Origin of the sequence: Candidatus Cybelea sp., assembly GCA_036489315.1 — a bacterium.
In the GTDB taxonomy this organism is placed as follows: Bacteria; Vulcanimicrobiota; Vulcanimicrobiia; order Vulcanimicrobiales; family Vulcanimicrobiaceae; genus Cybelea.
Genome location: DASXFZ010000003.1, coordinates 1 through 16,086 on the forward strand (window position 1 = coordinate 1; position 16,086 = coordinate 16,086).

The window sequence follows — 16,086 nt, forward strand, 5'->3', positions numbered from 1 at the left end:
CAGTAGGAAAGATTTCGGACATCTACTGTGGACGCGCGATTACCGCATCGACACGCGCTGCCGGCAATCGCGAAGCAATGGAGAAGACGTTCGAGTTGCTAGAACAGGTTGACCACGGTTTCATCTTCACGAATCTTAACGACTTTGATTCGAAGTACGGTCATCGCCGCGACGTCCGCGGCTACGGCAACGCTTTAGAAGAGCTCGACACCCTGATCCCGCGCCTGGAAAGCCTGATGCGCCCGCAGGACGAGCTTATCTTTACGGCCGACCACGGCTGCGATCCCACCGCCCCCGGCTCCGATCACACGCGAGAGTACGTTCCGTTCGTGCATCGCGGCCCTACGCCGGGCCGGCTGCTGGGAGAGATCGAGGGTCTCGATTTCGTCGGCGCGACCGTGAGACGAGCCCTGCTCGCATGAACGCGATGCAGGTTGCGGTCGGCGTCGCCGGCGAGCGCGAGGTTCCCGAATCCTGGCCGGCCGTCAAGCGGGGCATCGACATCGTGGTCGGGATTCTGCTGCTGGTCGTGACCGCTCCGATCGTGCTGCTGGCGGCGGTGGCGATCGCCTTCGTTACGGGGGGAACCCCGTTTTTCACCCAGGAGCGCGTAGGCATGCACGGACGTCGGTTCAAGATGTTCAAGCTGCGCACGATGGTCAACGGCGCGCACGCGCTGCGGCAGAGTGTCATGCACCTCAATGAGGTGGACGGCCCGGTCTTCAAGATTCGCAACGATCCGCGGCTGCATCCCTTGGGGAGGTTTTTGCGCCGGGCGAGCATTGACGAGCTTCCGAACCTCGTAAACGTCATTTTAGGCGACATGGCCTTAGTCGGGCCGCGCCCTGCGCTGCCCAGCGAGATCGATCACTACGACGCCTTCGCGCGCCGCCGCCTCGAGGTTCCGCAAGGCGTTACGTGCCTCTGGCAGATCAACGGCCGCAGCGAGGTTTCGTTCGAGCACTGGATGGAGCTCGACAATCGGTACGTCGACGGCTGGACGCCCCTGGGTGACCTGCTGATCATCGCGAAAACGGTCCCGGCCGTTCTGCGAAAGGATGGGGCGCATTAAGCCCTACCTTCGCGCCGTTCCCGCGCGGCAGCGCCCGCGCCCCCGCATTTCCGTCGCCGGGTCCACGCTCTTTATCATGGGGGCGACCTTCGCGTCGACGCTGCTCGGCTTTATGCGAGAGGTCGTCAGCGCGCGCTACTACGGAACCCGTTGGGAAATGGACACGTTTCTTGCGGCGGCGACGGTTCCGACGATTCTTTTCGGCGTCTTTAACGGCGCGCTGGTAAGCGCGCTGGTCCCGACGTTTTCCGAGTACATCGCGCATCGCGAGGAAGACGAGGCGTGGCGTCTCGCGAGCACGGTCCTCAACATGCTGGCCATCGCGATAACGATTTGCGCGGTCGCCGGCTACTTTACCGCGCGCTGGTACGTACCGCTGATCGCACACGGCTTCCCCGCTCCGCAGATGAGCGTCGCGATTCGCATGACGCGCTGGCTGATGCCCAGCATCGTGGCGGTCAGTCTGAGCGGCGTACTCTCGGCCATGCTCAACGCGTATCACCGTTTTCGCTCGGCGGCGCTGGTCGGCGTTGCCGTCAACACCGTGACGATTGCGTGCGTCGTGCTCTGGAGCCACGGCATCGGCATCTACGCGCTCGTCCTCGGCACGGCGCTCGGGCTCACCGCTCAGATGCTCGTGCAGCTTCCTTCGTTTTTGTCGATCGGCAAGTACCGGCCGATCATCGACCTGAAGCACCCCGGCCTAAAGAAGATTTGGGTACTGCTCGGGCCGATCATCGTCGGCTCGGCCGCCGGCCAGCTCGCGCTCTTTTTCGATCGGTTTTTCGCCTCGACGCTGGCTCCGGGATACATCGCGGGCATGAACTACGCGACCAAGCTCGTGAATTTCCCGCAGCAGATCTTTGCCGCCGCGATCGCGACGGTTATCTTTCCCCTGCTCGCCGCGCAGTTCGCGCGCGAAAACCGCCGAGGGGTCGCACGCAGCGTCGTCACCGGGCTGCGCCTCGTTAATTTCATTACGATTCCGTCGGCATGTGCGCTCATCGTCCTCGCACGTCCGATGGTGCAGGCGCTCTTCGAGCGTGGGACCTTCCAGGCGAGCGCCACCGACTTGACCGCCGGCCTCCTGCCGTTCGCCGCTATCGGCTTGATCGCGCTCGGCGCGAACGTCGTTCTGACGCGTTGCTGCTTCGCCTGTCGCGAAACGCTCTGGCCGGTAACGATCTCGGTGCTGACGGTCGTGCTCAACGTGCTGCTTTCGCTCGTGTGGCTGCCGGGCTTGGGCGCCCGCGGGCTCTTGCTGGCGAACTCGACGAGCCAGAGCCTCCAAGCGCTCTTGCTGCTGATGTTAACGGCGCGAATCGTATCGGGCATTGACTGGGGCGCCCTGGTCTTTTCGACCGGGAAAATAGTCGTTTGCTCGCTTGCGATGTTGGCGGCGCTGCACTGGATCGGCGCCCTCGGCGTAACGCCGGAAGCCTCGCTCGCGTCGCGTTCCTGGTTTCTTTTCGGTCAGATCGGTATCGGAGGCGCGGTCTTCGTTGCGTTCGCACGCATGCTCAACGTCGAAGAGCTCGGGCTGGCGTGGCACACGATCGTTGCGAAATTCGAGCGCAATATCGTGAGCCCCCCGGAGAATCGCGAAGCGCCGATTGCTTAAAGAAAAGTTGACTACAATCAACTTTGTACCGGAAGGCTCGCCTTTCTACGAGAGCCAAGCTTCCCGGGCCATGCTGTCGATTGTCATGCCCGCATATAACGAGGCTCGTTCGATCGCGGACAACGTGTGCGAAACGGTCGAAACGATGCGGGAACTGGGCCTCGATTTCGAGATCGTGGTCGTCGACGACGGGAGCCTGGACGGTACGCACACGGCAGCAATCGACGCCCTGCGGGTTTGGCCCGACGTGGTCCGCGTGGTGCGCTGCCGCCGCAACCAAGGTAAAGGCAACGCGCTCATCTGCGGCACGTCGTATTCGAGGGGCGATTACGTCGCCTTTCTCGACGCCGACATGGATCTGCATCCCGAGCAGCTGGAGAACTTCTTCGCGATTCTCTTCGCTCGCAACGCGGACGCGGTCATCGGTTCGAAGTTTCATCCGGAGTCGCGCGTCGAGTATCCGCGCCTGCGCCGGATCTACAGTTTCTTTTACTACATGCTCGTGCGCACGCTCTTCGGTCTGCCGGTACGCGATACGCAGACCGGTATCAAGCTGTTCAAGCGCGAGGTCCTCGAGCGCGTACTGCCGCGCGTGCTAGTCAAGCGGTTCGCGTTCGATCTCGAACTGTTGGCGAACGCGCACCACTTTGGCTACCGCGTCGTCGAAGCACCCGTCGAAGTCAACTTTACGCGCGTTGGCAGCCGGCTTCGCCTGCCGGCGGTCTGGAATGTTTTTCTGGACACGTTGGCGATCTTTTACCGAATGCGAATCTTACGCTACTACGACCAGCCGGAGCGCTTTTCACCGAAGATCGATCGCGCCGGTTCCCACGAAATCGTCGTCCCCATCCCTATCGGAAAGTAGGCCTCTTTGGCCGGTAATACCGCCCTGGTGCTGCTGCTACCAGGGCTTGGTGACGCGCTGGCCGCAGGCCCGATTCTTCGCGGCCTGACGCGCGCTTCGTGGCGCATCGATGCGCTGACGATGCATTCCCCGGTCAGCGACTACCTGCGCGCGCTTGGAATCGTCGATAATATTACCGAGCTTCCGCTCCGCCCGACGGTTTCCGACGTGCTCGCAGCCATCGCCAAACTCCGGCCGCGGCGCTACGACCTCTGCATTCTTCCATTCCCGGCGACGCGCTGGCAGTACGCGGCGATCGCCCGCGGCGCCGGCGCGAAGCGGCTCTGTCTGCACGACTACGGCGGCACGGCAAGCCTGATCGCGCGAACGACGCGCAGCGTTTGCGTCGGACTGCGCGGGGGGCATCGCGTCGCCGAAAACCTGCGGCTTGCGCGAGCGGCGGGGCTGCCGCCGGGCAGCGACGACTTGGCGTACTGGGTTCCAGAAGCTTGGTGCAGCACGCGCATCCCGGGAACGCTCGGCATCCATCCCGGTTCGATGGCTTGGAAAGGAAATGAAGTCAAGCGCTGGGCCTACGAAAATTTCGTCGCCCTCGCGCGCCGTCACGTCGCGACCGGACGACCGGTTCGACTCTTTCTGGGGCCGCACGAAGAGCGGGAGCTCGCGCGTGCCGAGCAAGATTTTGCAGGCGTCGCGGGAATCAACATCATCCGCGAGCCGCTCGCGCAGGCCGCCCGGCTTTTGGCGGAGTGTGAGGTCTTCGTCGGCAACGACGCCGGCTTCAGCCATTTAGCATCGGGCCTCGGCGTAAAGACGCTGGCGCTTTACGGGATGACGAGCGAGGTTCGCGGCGCACCGATCGGACAGGCCGTCGCGATGCGTCCGTCGCCCTGTCCGGCCTGTCACGACGAAGGCTTGCAGGGTTTCGATTGCGTGCTCCGGCTGGAGTACCGGTGCATTTTGCGGGATATCGAGCTCGACGCGGTGGCCAAAGTCGTGGACGAGCTCTTCGCAGCGGCTTCCGTCGAGCAGCGCGTGAGTCTGGAAGGTCCATTCAAGCTTTACGGAAAGGCTTACCCGTGAAAGAGGAAACCGCCCGCGCCACGGCCTCGCTGGAGTTGCCGTGGCCGCAGCGAGCAGTGCTGAGCAGAGCGTTTGTACCGGCGCTCTTCGTCGCGCTTGCGCTCCTGGTGACGCTGGGATACGGCAGCGGCGTGCAGCTCAACGACGGCCAGGCCGACCTTCACATCGATCCGCTCAAGTTTCTCTGGTCGCTGCTGCACGCGTGGAACCCGGCCCTCTATATGGGCACGCACACCGGCTTCTGGTTTCCGTACGAGACGCCGTACGCGTGGATTTACGCTGCGGCGCAGATCTTCCACATCCCCCAGGATTTCGCGCAGCGCTTTGCCGTGTTTGCCGTCTATCTCGGCGTGCTGGCCTCGATGTATTACTGCCTACGCTCCGTTGCGCCGTGGCTCGGCGAGACGGCCCGCATTGCCGGCTCCGTCGCGTACCTTTTCAATATGTACGTCGCACTCAATTCGCAGGCGCAGATCGTCTGGCTGCTGACGTACGGAACGCTTCCGGCGATGATCGGGATCACCGCGCGTGCGATGCGCGGCGAAATGAATGTCTGGCGCGCGGCGCTCGGGATGGCGCTGCTCGTGCTCGTCGGCGGCGGCATCAACCCTCCGCTGGTTGCGATCAACGTCATTCTACTCGCGATCTTCGTTTTGGTGATGCTGGTGCTCAGCGAGCAGCCGGCGATCGTCGCCAAGCGAACGCTGCCGTTCGTCGTCGTCGCCTCGCTGGGGACGTTCTTCGTCAACCTCTATTGGGTCGTGCCCTTCGTCGACTACTTCCGCAGCGTGTGGCTCAACGGCGTCTTGAGCGAGGGCCCGTCGCTGCACAACGCCGCTACCTCCTTCGACAACGTGCTGCGCGGGCTCGGTCACTGGGCAACGTTCGTCTCGTTTGGAGGGCGTCCGTACTTTCCGTGGGCCGAGCCCTATTCGCAAGGCCTTTTCAGCGCGCTGCTCTGGTTCGTTCCAATCGTCGCGCTGGGGGCGGTTGCGTTCAAACGTAACCAGCGCCCGGCAACCCTGTACTTTTTGATCGCGACGATCGTTTCGGTGCCGATCGTCGTTGGCTACTATCACGACGCGCTCGGGGATGCGGTGACGACGCCGATCTACGATGCTTTTTACCGGTACTTCCCCGGTTTTCAGATGTTCCGCTTCTCGTACAAGTGGGTGGCCGGTGTCGAGTTCGGGATCTGCGGGCTGTACGCGCTGGGCACGTACTCGATCCTCTCCTGGCTGCGCGAACAGATTGCGGCGGTCACCGGCAGCGAGCACGAGCGCCTGCGATGGCTCGTTCCCGCGGTCAGCGCCGGCTTAGTCGTCGTGCCGATCCTGATCTTCATACCGGTCATCGTGCACAAGATGAACTATCCCGCTTCGGTCCTGCCGAGCTGGGAGTACCGCGAGAACGCGCTGCTCGGCAACGACGACCAGCATCGCGTCGCGCTCTTTCCGACCCAGTTTCTCGAGCAGTTCGATTGGGGAAATCCGGAGTTCTACATCGAGAACTCGCTGGTCGATCGTCCGATGATTTACGGATTGCTCGGAAGCGAACCCTCGGAGGGAACGGACGCCTGGGTCCGGCGCGCCTATCGCGCCACGCGCGAGGGCCTCCCGTTTGCCGGGGATATGTTTCGCGTGCTCGGCGTCAACACGTTTTTGCAGCGCGACGACTTCCTTCCGGTCATCGATTTCAGCTCGCCCGACGAATGGAGATTCAACAGCACGACCCTGACGCACGACCTGCTGCATCGGGTTCTCGGCGCGACGCCGGAGCGCTCGGACGGCCCGCTTCATACGTACCGGCTAAGCGGTGCGCTTCCGCTCGTGTACGGCGTGAACCATCCCGTGATCAGCGCGTGGCCGATATTCTCCGAAGCATATCTCGGGGACGTCGACGCGATGGCGCGCGGCCAGGCGCGCTTCGACCCGCCGACGCGTTCGCCGGGGGAGTTTTCGACGACGATGCGTTCGCTCTCGCCGATCGTTCCGCTCTCCGCTTCGGCGGTGCGCGATCTGGCGGTCAACGCTTCGCTTGCGTACGGTACGCTCGTTCGGCCGTCGTCGGCTAACGTGCAGTGGGCCGAGCCGTTCAAGCTGCCCGCCAGCAGCCTGTACACGATATTCGCTCGCGAGCAGTCGCTGCTCTTCCCGCAGTCCGCGCCGCGCGTGCTGCAAATCGACGGCGGCTATTTTCGCCCCATCGCGCCCGGAGGCGCGTGGACCGAGTACGGGCAAGCGCTGCTCTCTCGCGGGAAGCACTGGGTCTCCGACGGCTATGAGGATCCAAAGCTCGTCGTCGCGTTCGTAAAGACGGACGAGGTCGATGCCTGGACCAAGCGCGTCGCCAATCTCGGCGCGGCGACGCCGCAAAATCGAGCGCTCCAGATGCTCGTCTACGGGAAGAAGGCGAGATTTACGCTGCCGCAAGCCGGGGCGTACCGCGTACGCGCCTCCGCCGTCGGGCCTTTCGGCCCCGATGGGTTCGTCAAGACGCATCTGATTCGCGGCACCGCTTTCAAGGGAGTGTTCCCAGGAGATCTCGCCGGTACGCTGCCCTACATTCCGGGTGACGGCGTCGTGCAGACCTCACCGACGATGATGCCCGAAGATTGGTATCGCGACGACCCGACGGCTTACGACTGGCAGCGCGGCGATTCGGAATCCTGGATGCTCTTCTCGAAGACGGCGCATCTGCGCGTATTCGTCCCCGGAGCGCGCAGCGTCGTCGCGCGAGCGGCATTGCACGTCAGCCGCCTGCAGGCCGGATCGCTGATGAGCATTGCGGTCGGTGGGCGAGGACAGCAGGAGGTGATGCTGACCGGACCCAGCGCGACCGCGCAGCAGTACGACTCCGTCGACCATCTCCAAGGACCGCCTCCCGTTCCAGCGAGCTTTACGGTGACGCTTCGTCCGGGCTGGAACGACGTCTCCTTCGCCTTCCACTCCACGACCGGTGAGCGCACCGATCTCGGCCCCGACGTGATCGAAGCGGCGGTCGCGCCCGATCTCTCGTTCACGCGGGTTTCGGCGAAGGGCGGCCCAGCGGCGCCCGCTGCGCAGGACAATGCGTTCACCGGGATCGCGCTGCCGAAGCCCCATGGGAATCTGACCGGAGACCCGGAGGTCGTCGGTGACGTCAACTCGACCGGCACGGGAAATGCTTGGCTGGCGATCGCACTCGCCGGCCGCGGCGGCGTCTCGTACCGCGTCTTCGCGTTGCCCCAGTCGGGCAGCTTCGACATCTACTTCATGCACGCGTTTCCCAATAGTCCGTACGACGGTACGCAACGGATCGCCGGCATTTGGTTCGTCGGGCGGCAGATTCGTTCGAACTTCGCGCATCTCGCGTATTACGTGCACGCCATGCCCGCTCGAGCTTTGGCGCACCCACAGTCGCTGTCGTCGCTTTCGCTGCTCGTCGATGGCCGCGCCGTCGGCAACGGTCCGGTGAGGTTGAGCCGCGGCCCCCACCTCGTTACGAGCGCCGACAAAGAAGTGAAGATCGCACTTCTGTCGGTTGCGCCGGCTGCGTTGCCGGCGACGAAATCATTCCCGGTGATGTGGAAGCGAAACTCGCCGACCGCGCTCGAGGTGACCGCCGGCGCGGGCAGCAGGCCCTACCTGCTCGTCTTCGGCGACGCGTATCATCCGGAGTGGACGGCGACGGTCAACGGCCAAACCCTGCCGCACGTGATCGTCAACGGCATCTCGAACGGATGGATCGTTCCGAGCCTGCCCGACGGCGGCAAGATCTCGATTTCATTTACCGGTCAACGGTTCTACGTTATCGCCGGGATCGCATCGCTGATTGCCTTGGCTCTGCTGGTGACGCTGGCCATCGAACCAAAACTGTGGGCGATCGGCACCCCGGAACGTTGAAGCGCGAAGCCCTAACCTGGGCGCTCAACGGCGCAATCCGATACGCGATCGCCGTCGTCTTTGCGGCGATCTTTCTGGCGATCCTGACGCCGGACCCCGGCGCCGAGCGTTTCGCAACGACGGCCTATCTGGCCGCGATCTTCGCGGCGATCGTCATCGGCGCGAAGTGGCTGGTTTTCCGGGGCGTGGGCGACGGATTGAGCCGGCCCGTCACGCTGACCTTCCCCCGCGTCCTCGGGTTCGCGACTGGTTTGGCCGTCATGCTGACGCTGGTGGCGGCACTCGTCGCCGAACCCGGCGCCGAGAGCGCCGTGGTTCTCTATTGCTTAGCCGCCGTGGCGCTGGCTGCGATCGGCCGGGCCGGAGCGTTCGCGTGGATTCACGCCAGACTCACGTCGGGAGACCGCATCGTTGCGACGATCCGTTACAGCGCCATCGCGGCCGCGCTCGCGCTCCTGGCCAACGCACTGCTTCGGTCGGCGTTCTCTGAGTTTCTATCGACGGTCGCTTACGTAGCCGCGCTGATCGGCGCGGCGGCGCTCGCGTGGCGGCTGGCCGCGCCGACGTTGCTGGGCGCGCTCGCGAAGCAAAGCTGGGCAGAAGGCTCCGAGGTCGTCACCCAGCTCTCCAGCGACCTCGCGTTTGCCCGACTAGTCAACGCGTCGGTCGTTGCCATTATCGGATCGATCTTCGTCGCGAGCCTGCTGCGGCGTCCGTTCGCGGAACCCTTCGCCACCGTCGCGTTTCTTGGCGGCGTTTTCGCGGCGGTCGGCGTTGCCATGGAGTGCTGGCGGCGTCGGACGGAGCCGGCGGCGCCCGCAATGGAGAACGAGGGCTACGTCTGGTCCACGGCAGGCGCGCCGGCGCAGATCTTCGTCGACGTTGCCGCCGTCTTGACGTTAGAAAGCGTCATTCGTTACAGCGTCGTCGCGATGCTCGCGGCGTTCGTTTTGGCAGCTCCGCTCCTGCGGCGTTACGGAGAACCGTTCGCCGTAATCGGTTACGCTAGCGCGGTCGTATTGGCCGTCGGTCTCGGCCTCGAGTGCCGGCAAGCTCTCCGTAAGCGTTCGGCTAAGCCGCAGTAGTGGCGCGCTGGCTTTCGATCGCGGCAGGCCTTGCGCTCGCAGCGTTCGTGACCGCCAAAGGCATCCCGACGCTGCGCCACGACTGGAACTGGCCGATCGACCGGATTGCCGTCGGTTCGTTCCTGACCGACGCTACCAGCGGCTGGCTCTCCATCGGCTTCGGCGTCGCCAATCCACACCCGACGACCTATCTCATCGGGCCGCCGCTGGCGGCAATAATGTGGCTGGCCGGACCCCTCGCCGGTCTCGCGCTGCTGGCATTTCTCACCGGATACTGTTGCGCGCGGGCCGCCGCAAGTCTCGCCGCTCTATGGGGAGCGACCGCGCCGGTCTCCATTGGAATTGCTCTGTTTCTCTCGTTCAATCCCTGGGTCTACAACGAGGTCGTCGCCGGGCATCTCGTGATGGTACTCGCCTACGGTGCGTTCGCCGGGATGCTCGCGGAGATGGCGCGCGGACGCACCGCTTCGTCCGTCCGGCTCGCGCTTTGGCTGGTGCTGATCGAAAGCCAGCTGCAGTTCTTTATCGTAGCGATGGTCGTCGCCGCAATCTTCGCGATCGTTACGAAGAAGTGGCTTCCCTTAGGCGCCGGAGCGCTCGTTGCACTGCCTTCGATCGTCGGTTTACTCGGCGAACGAAGTGCGCTGCTGCAAATTCCTTACGGGGTCGAGTGGCAAGCAAATCAATCGATTGCACCGCTCGCGCTGCTCTCGCTGGGCGGATACTTTGCCGGTTATGCGGACCGGCTCGGGGTCGCCGCCGCGATCGCCGTGTTGGCGATGCTCGCGCTTGCGATTGCGGGGACGGCGATCGCGTGGCGCCGGCGCGCGGCGCTGTGGACGGCGCTCGGCGCACTTGTCGTCTACCTGGTGGCGTCGGGAGTGCACGGACCGCTCGCCGTGCCGTACGAGTGGATCGTTCGCAATATCCCCGAGAGCGGCGTCTTTCGCGAGCTGTACGATCTGGTAGGAATCTTTGCCGTGTCGATTGCGGCGCTCGCCTCCGCCTGCGCCTCGCGCGCCCGTTATCTTGGCTTCGCCGCGTTGGCGGCCGGCGTCGTCTTGCCGGTAACGTGGATCCTGCGGCCGCCCGGCGATCTGTGGATCTCCTCCAACGATTATCCGCATCCCAGCATTGGCGCGGCGCCGTTTTCGCGCATCGCGCTGCTGCCGGCGTTTCAACCGATGCAGCTGCGTTCGGGCCGCGGAGACGGCGCCGACCCCGACGCGTTCGTCTATCCCGATCACGTCGCGCCGATCAACGAATATTACCCCACCTATCCCGTCGACATGGCGCTGGCGGACTACGAGCAAACCGGCGACGTGCGCGGCCTGCAAACGTTAGGCGTCGATGCAATCGTTGCGCGGCCGTGGCTCTCGTCGCGATCGCGCGGCGCGATCGGCTTGGCTGCGTCATCACTGGCGGCGCCGGCGCGCGGCATTGCGCGATCCTCCGCGGCCCTTGCCGGAGCGGCGCCGCTCTTCGCAGGCTGCGCGGGGATGCAGGTCGTCGCCGCGGTCCAAAATCTGGGGCAGTGCGACCTCTTTTTCGGGGATGCCGCCGGTCCGCGTACCGTAGTGCCGATCGAGGCGCGAAGCGATTCGATCGACCCGGCGAGATCGTGGATCGACGCGCCCTTGGCATTCGGCCGCGCGCCGTGGCTCGCGCAGGGCCTCGGGGGAACCATCACACAATCGAGCGTGGCTCATTCGGTCAAGCCGAGCTCGTGGTTGCTCGCTTATATCCGGGGACGGCTAAGCGGTGTCGACGGGCGGGTGCTGGCGAGTGCCTCCGGCGCGTATCGCTGGATCGCCATTCCGGCGGAGACCAACGGGGTCGTTTGTTCGGGGCTCTGCCTGCTGGCGGCACAGTCTTCGGAATCGCCGCCGAAGGTTCGCTCTGCGGCCCTGGGAACGCCGGTTCCCCTCGCGTTCCAAGAGCTGACGCCGTGGCTGTACCGTGTGCGCTGGATGATGCCGGGCACGAGCCTCGTGCGCTTCAACGAACGGTACGACCCGGGATGGCTAGCGATCGACGCGGGACGTCTCTTAACGCACGTACGGGTCGCGCTCTGCGCGAACGGATGGCTCGCAACCCAGCCGGGCTCCAACGACGTGATTCTCGTACAAATCACGGCATTATTGCAGTTGATTGCCGAACTCGTGGGAGCCGCGTGCGTGCTGTTACTGCTGAAGGCGCTCGTCCGCGAGCCGACGAAGCGCGCGTAAGTCATGGCCGTTCCATTCGTCGATTTGCGCGCACAGTACCGAGCGATTCGCGAGGAAGTCGTCCCTCGCATGATGGCGGTGATGGAGAACGCCGGCTTCATTCTCGGGCCGGACGTCGCGCTTTTCGAAGAGCACTTTGCGACCTATGTCGGAACGCGCCACTGCGTCGGCGTCGGATCCGGGACCGCGGCGCTCGAAATAGCGCTGGCGGCTCTGGGGATCGGGCGCGGCGATGAGGTCATCATTCCGGCAAATACCTACATCGCTTCGGCACTGGCGGTTTCGTCCATTGGCGCACGACCCGTCCTCGTCGAGCCGGACGACGCGTATCTCATCGATCCGGAGCTGCTCGAAGCAGCCGTAACCTCCCGCACGAAGGCGATCATGCCGGTGCATTTGTACGGGCAAGCCGTTCCGATGGAGCCGATACTGGCGTTTGCGAAGCGTCACGGCCTGCGCGTTATCGAGGATGCCGCTCAAGCACACGGCGCGCGTTACGACGGGCGGCGTGTTGGAAGCTTCGGCGACGCCGGCTGCTTCAGTTTCTATCCGGGAAAGAATCTTGGTGCCTACGGCGACGCCGGAGCCGTCGTCTGCAACGATCCTTCGCTTGCGGACGAACTGCGGCTGCGGCGCGATTTCGGACAGCGTAAGAAATACGAGCACCTGATCAAAGGCGGAAATTCTCGCCTCGATTCGCTGCAGGCAGCGGTGCTCGACGTCAAGCTCACGCACCTCGATGAGTGGAACGCCGCGCGCTTGGGGCACGCGCGCGCCTACGACACGCGTCTGGCGGAGATCGGAATCGAGCCGCCGCGCCGGCTGCATGACGAGGGGCACGTTTATCACCTGTACGTGATCGAGATCGAGAACCGCGATAAGCTTGCGGCACACCTGGGCGAACGCGGCATCGCCACCGGCATTCATTACCCGATCCCGATCCATATGCAGCCGGCCTACGCCGAGCTCGGGCTCGCCCCCGGCGCGTTCCCGCGCACGGAGCGAAGCGCACCGAAGCTGCTCTCGCTGCCGATGTTCGCAGAGTTGACCGACGATCAACTCGAGAGCGTCGTCGATGCGCTGGCGAGCTGTCGCCGGCTGGTTGCCGTCTAGCCCTTCCCTCGTCGTTTATGGTAGAACGCGCGCCGCTCGGCGTCGCCGTGGTCGGGGCCGGCTACTGGGGGCCAAACCTCGTTCGAAATTTCTTTGCCGGCGACGACTGGTCGGTGCGGTGCATCGTCGAGCGAGACCGCGGACGGCTCGCGCGTCTGTTGCGTCTCTATCCCGCAGTCGCGGGGCATTCCGAGATCGACGACGCCCTATCGGATCCGGCCGTCGACGCGATCGCGCTTGCGACCCCGCCGCGAACCCACTTCGAACTCGCAAAGCGGGCAATCGACGCCGGCAAACACGTCTTGGTTGAAAAGCCGCTCGCGGAGCGGTTCGGGGACGCCGCCGAACTCTGCGAGCGTGCGAAGCGTGCCGGTGTGACGCTGATGACCGACCACACGTTTCTCTACACGGGTTCCGTCGAGAAGCTCCGGGAGCTTCGCGAGAGCGGCGACCTCGGCAAGGTGTACTATGTGGACTCCGTCCGCGTAAACCTCGGGCTCTTTCAGCAGAGCAACGTCGTCTGGGATCTCGCGCCGCACGACGTCTCGATCATCAACTACGTGCTGGACGAAACGCCGGTGTCGGTCGCACTGCAGCTCGGCACGTGCGTGCACGAGCGGACGCCCGACGTCGCCTTCCTGACGATGTGGTACGGAAGCGGCTGCCTCGCGCACGTGCATCTGAGCTGGCTCTCTCCGGTGAAAGTGCGCCGCACGATGATCTCGGGAAGTTCGAAGATGGCCGTTTGGGATGACGTGGAACCAACCGAAAAGATTTACATCTACGACAAGGGCGTCGAGTTGAATCCGTCGAGCACGACAATGGAGCAGCAAATGGTTTCGTACCGGCTCGGCGATCTGCACGTGCCGCTCGTCGACAACCGCGAAGCGCTCGGCAAGCTCGTGAGCGATTTCGCCCAAGCAATTCGAACCAAGGCGCCGACGCGCTCGGACGGCGCCTTCGGGGCCAATGTCGTGGGGGTGATCGAGGCGGCTCTTCGCTCGGCAGAACTCGAGGGCGCGAAAGTCGAGGTCGTTCGATGAAGGTATCGTTCATCATCGCGACGCTCAACGAGATCAAGCGACTTCCGCCCGTCATCGAAAGCATCCGCGCGCAGAACTATCCGCCGGAACTGGTGGAGATCGTCGTGGTCGACGGGCTCTCCGAAGATGGGACCCAGGCCTACGCGAGGGCGGCGGGCTGCGTCGTGGTCGACAATCCGCGGCGGCTCGCCGAGCCCGGACATCTGCTGGGCTATGCGGCCGCAACCGGCGACCTGTTCGTCATCATCGCCGCCGACAACATTCTGCACACCCCGGATTTCCTGCGGCGAATCGTCGAGCCGTTTTCCGATCCCAAGGTTTACGCCGCCGTCCCGCGCGTCGTCAGCACGCGCGCCGACAACCTGAGCACTCGCTATATCAATGACTTTACCGATCCGTTCAATCATTTTCTCTACGGAAATGCCGCCGCGCCGCTGACCTTCGGTCGCGCCTACCGAACCAAACGGCGGACGCCGACGTACGTCGTCTACGATTTTCCGGTCGATAAGCCGCCGCTCGTCGCGATCGCACAGGGCGTCACCGTGCGCGCGAGTTCGCCGCGGCGCGAGGGCTGGGAAGAGGACGACGTCTTGCCGATCGTCGACATCCTGCGCGCCGGATTCGACATCGCGTACGTTCCGGGCGCGCTCATCGAGCACCACACCGTCGAAGGGCTCTTCAATTTTGTCAGCAAGTTCGGACCCCGCATCGCCAAGCGTCTCGAAGACCGCGAGCAGCCCGTCTGGCAGCGCGCCGAGTCGTGGACGGCAGGACGCAAGCTCCGCGCATACCTCTGGCCGTTCTACTCGGTCTCGGTCGTCGGCCCGGTGATCGCTTCGTTCGTCGGAGCGGCGCGCGATCGTCGCGCGACCTGGTTCTACCATCCGGTGATCAACTTTGCGCTTGGGGTGGAGTTTTGGCGACGCGCGCTGCCCTACGCCTGGTCCGTCGCGCAACGCCGCGCTCGAGGAGGGCGCGCCTGATGGCGGCATCGGTTCTCGTTACCGGCGGGGCGGGCTTTGTCGGCTCGCACATCGTTGCCGATCTGGTCGGCGCCGGCTATCGCGTCACCGCCTTCGACAACTTCTCGAGCGGCTTACGGGAAAATCTCGCGACGGTCATCGACGACGTCGAGATCGTCGAAGGCGACGTCCTCAACACCGAAGCGCTGGGCGCGGCGGCGCGCGGGAAAGATATTCTTTCGCATCAGGCGGCCCAGCTCGAGATCACCAAATGTTTGGAAGATCCGCTCGACGACATGCGGACGAATCTCGTCGGCACGATCAACGTGCTCGAAGCCGCGCGCGCCGCGGGCGTCTCGCGCGTCGTCAACGCCTCGTCGGCCTGCATCTACGGACAAGCCGTCAACCCGCCGAGCGACGAAGACGCCGGACCGCACGATCCGAACTGGTCGTACGGTGCGAGCAAACTCGCTGCCGAGAAGTACGCGCAGATTTTTTCGAACGACTACGGGTTCCCCGTGCACTCGCTGCGATACGGCATCACCTACGGCCCGCGCGAATGGTACGGCCGCGTGCTGACGATCTTCCTCAAGCGGCTCTCCGAAGGCAAGCCGCCGGTGATCTTCGGCGCGGGCGAACAGATACGCGACTTCGTCTTCGTCGACGACGTCGTGCGAATCCATCGGGCGTGCATCGAGAGCGGACTGCCCGGCGCGCAGTCGTTCAACGCCGGCACCGGCATCGCGACGACCGTCGCAGCGCTCGCGCGCCTCGCGTGCGAAATCTCCGGCACCGGCCTCGAGCCGATTACGGAAAACGTGGCGCCCGGCGAACGCTCGGAGATCGTCGACGGCCGCATGCGCCTGCCCTCCGAACTCAACGTCATGCAGCTCTCGCCCAAAAAAGTCGAACGAACCTTCGGATTGAAGCCTCAGGTTACGCTGCGCGAAGGCCTGCAGCGTGAATGGGATTGGCTACGCGAAAACCCCCACCGCTGGACGACGATGAGCTACTAACCCTCTCGTTTGGAGGGCGGCTGCAGGCGAACGGAGGACCGTCTGACCAGCGCCGGAGCATGGATGCGGGAGGCGCGAGGCAGACGATAGGAGGGCCACACGGATGTGGCCCGA

General features: G+C 64.4%; 12 protein-coding genes. All 12 read left to right on the plus strand.

Annotated elements, in window-relative coordinates; all coding sequences use genetic code 11:
• The coding region (locus tag VGG51_00640; GenBank protein HEY1881532.1) for a hypothetical protein at positions 1–422 on the plus strand (422 nt) is incomplete at its 5' end.
• Positions 419–1,072: a sugar transferase gene (locus tag VGG51_00645; GenBank protein HEY1881533.1), complete on the plus strand. Its 654-nt coding sequence runs from the start codon at positions 419–421 to the stop codon at positions 1,070–1,072. The genes VGG51_00640 and VGG51_00645, both read left to right, overlap by 4 nt.
• Positions 1,059–2,693: a murein biosynthesis integral membrane protein MurJ gene (gene murJ, locus VGG51_00650; GenBank protein ID HEY1881534.1), complete on the plus strand. Its 1,635-nt coding sequence runs from the start codon at positions 1,059–1,061 to the stop codon at positions 2,691–2,693. The genes VGG51_00645 and murJ overlap by 14 nt, the downstream gene beginning before the upstream one ends.
• 70 nt (positions 2,694–2,763) lie before the next feature.
• Positions 2,764–3,558 (plus strand): glycosyltransferase, encoded by a 795-nt coding sequence (locus VGG51_00655; protein HEY1881535.1) that lies wholly within the window; start codon positions 2,764–2,766, stop codon positions 3,556–3,558.
• Positions 3,559–3,585: 27 nt separating this feature from the next.
• Complete coding sequence (locus tag VGG51_00660) at positions 3,586–4,641, plus strand: glycosyltransferase family 9 protein (protein ID HEY1881536.1); 1,056 nt, start codon at positions 3,586–3,588, stop codon at positions 4,639–4,641.
• Positions 4,638–8,525 carry an alpha-(1->3)-arabinofuranosyltransferase family protein gene (locus VGG51_00665; GenBank protein ID HEY1881537.1) on the plus strand — a complete coding sequence of 1,296 codons (3,888 nt, stop codon included), beginning with the start codon at positions 4,638–4,640 and terminating at the stop codon, positions 8,523–8,525. Before VGG51_00660 ends, VGG51_00665 begins: the two co-directional genes overlap by 4 nt.
• The gene (locus VGG51_00670) at positions 8,522–9,610 is read left to right on the plus strand and encodes a hypothetical protein (protein HEY1881538.1); all 1,089 of its coding nucleotides are present in this window, start codon (positions 8,522–8,524) and stop codon (positions 9,608–9,610) included. The genes VGG51_00665 and VGG51_00670 overlap by 4 nt, the downstream gene beginning before the upstream one ends.
• Positions 9,610–11,838, plus strand: coding sequence for a hypothetical protein (locus tag VGG51_00675; protein ID HEY1881539.1), 2,229 nt, complete (start codon positions 9,610–9,612; stop codon positions 11,836–11,838). Before VGG51_00670 ends, VGG51_00675 begins: the two co-directional genes overlap by 1 nt.
• A 3-nt stretch (positions 11,839–11,841) precedes the next feature.
• Positions 11,842–12,951 (plus strand): DegT/DnrJ/EryC1/StrS family aminotransferase, encoded by a 1,110-nt coding sequence (locus VGG51_00680; protein HEY1881540.1) that lies wholly within the window; start codon positions 11,842–11,844, stop codon positions 12,949–12,951.
• A 17-nt stretch (positions 12,952–12,968) separates the two neighbouring features.
• A complete protein-coding gene (locus tag VGG51_00685) occupies positions 12,969–13,994 on the plus strand; it encodes a Gfo/Idh/MocA family oxidoreductase (protein ID HEY1881541.1) in 1,026 nt (341 codons plus the stop codon).
• Positions 13,991–14,977 (plus strand): glycosyltransferase, encoded by a 987-nt coding sequence (locus tag VGG51_00690; GenBank protein ID HEY1881542.1) that lies wholly within the window; start codon positions 13,991–13,993, stop codon positions 14,975–14,977. The genes VGG51_00685 and VGG51_00690 overlap by 4 nt, the downstream gene beginning before the upstream one ends.
• Entirely contained in the window at positions 14,977–15,972 is a 996-nt protein-coding gene (locus VGG51_00695; GenBank protein ID HEY1881543.1) for an NAD-dependent epimerase/dehydratase family protein, read from the plus strand. Before VGG51_00690 ends, VGG51_00695 begins: the two co-directional genes overlap by 1 nt.
• Positions 15,973–16,086 lie beyond the last annotated feature (114 nt).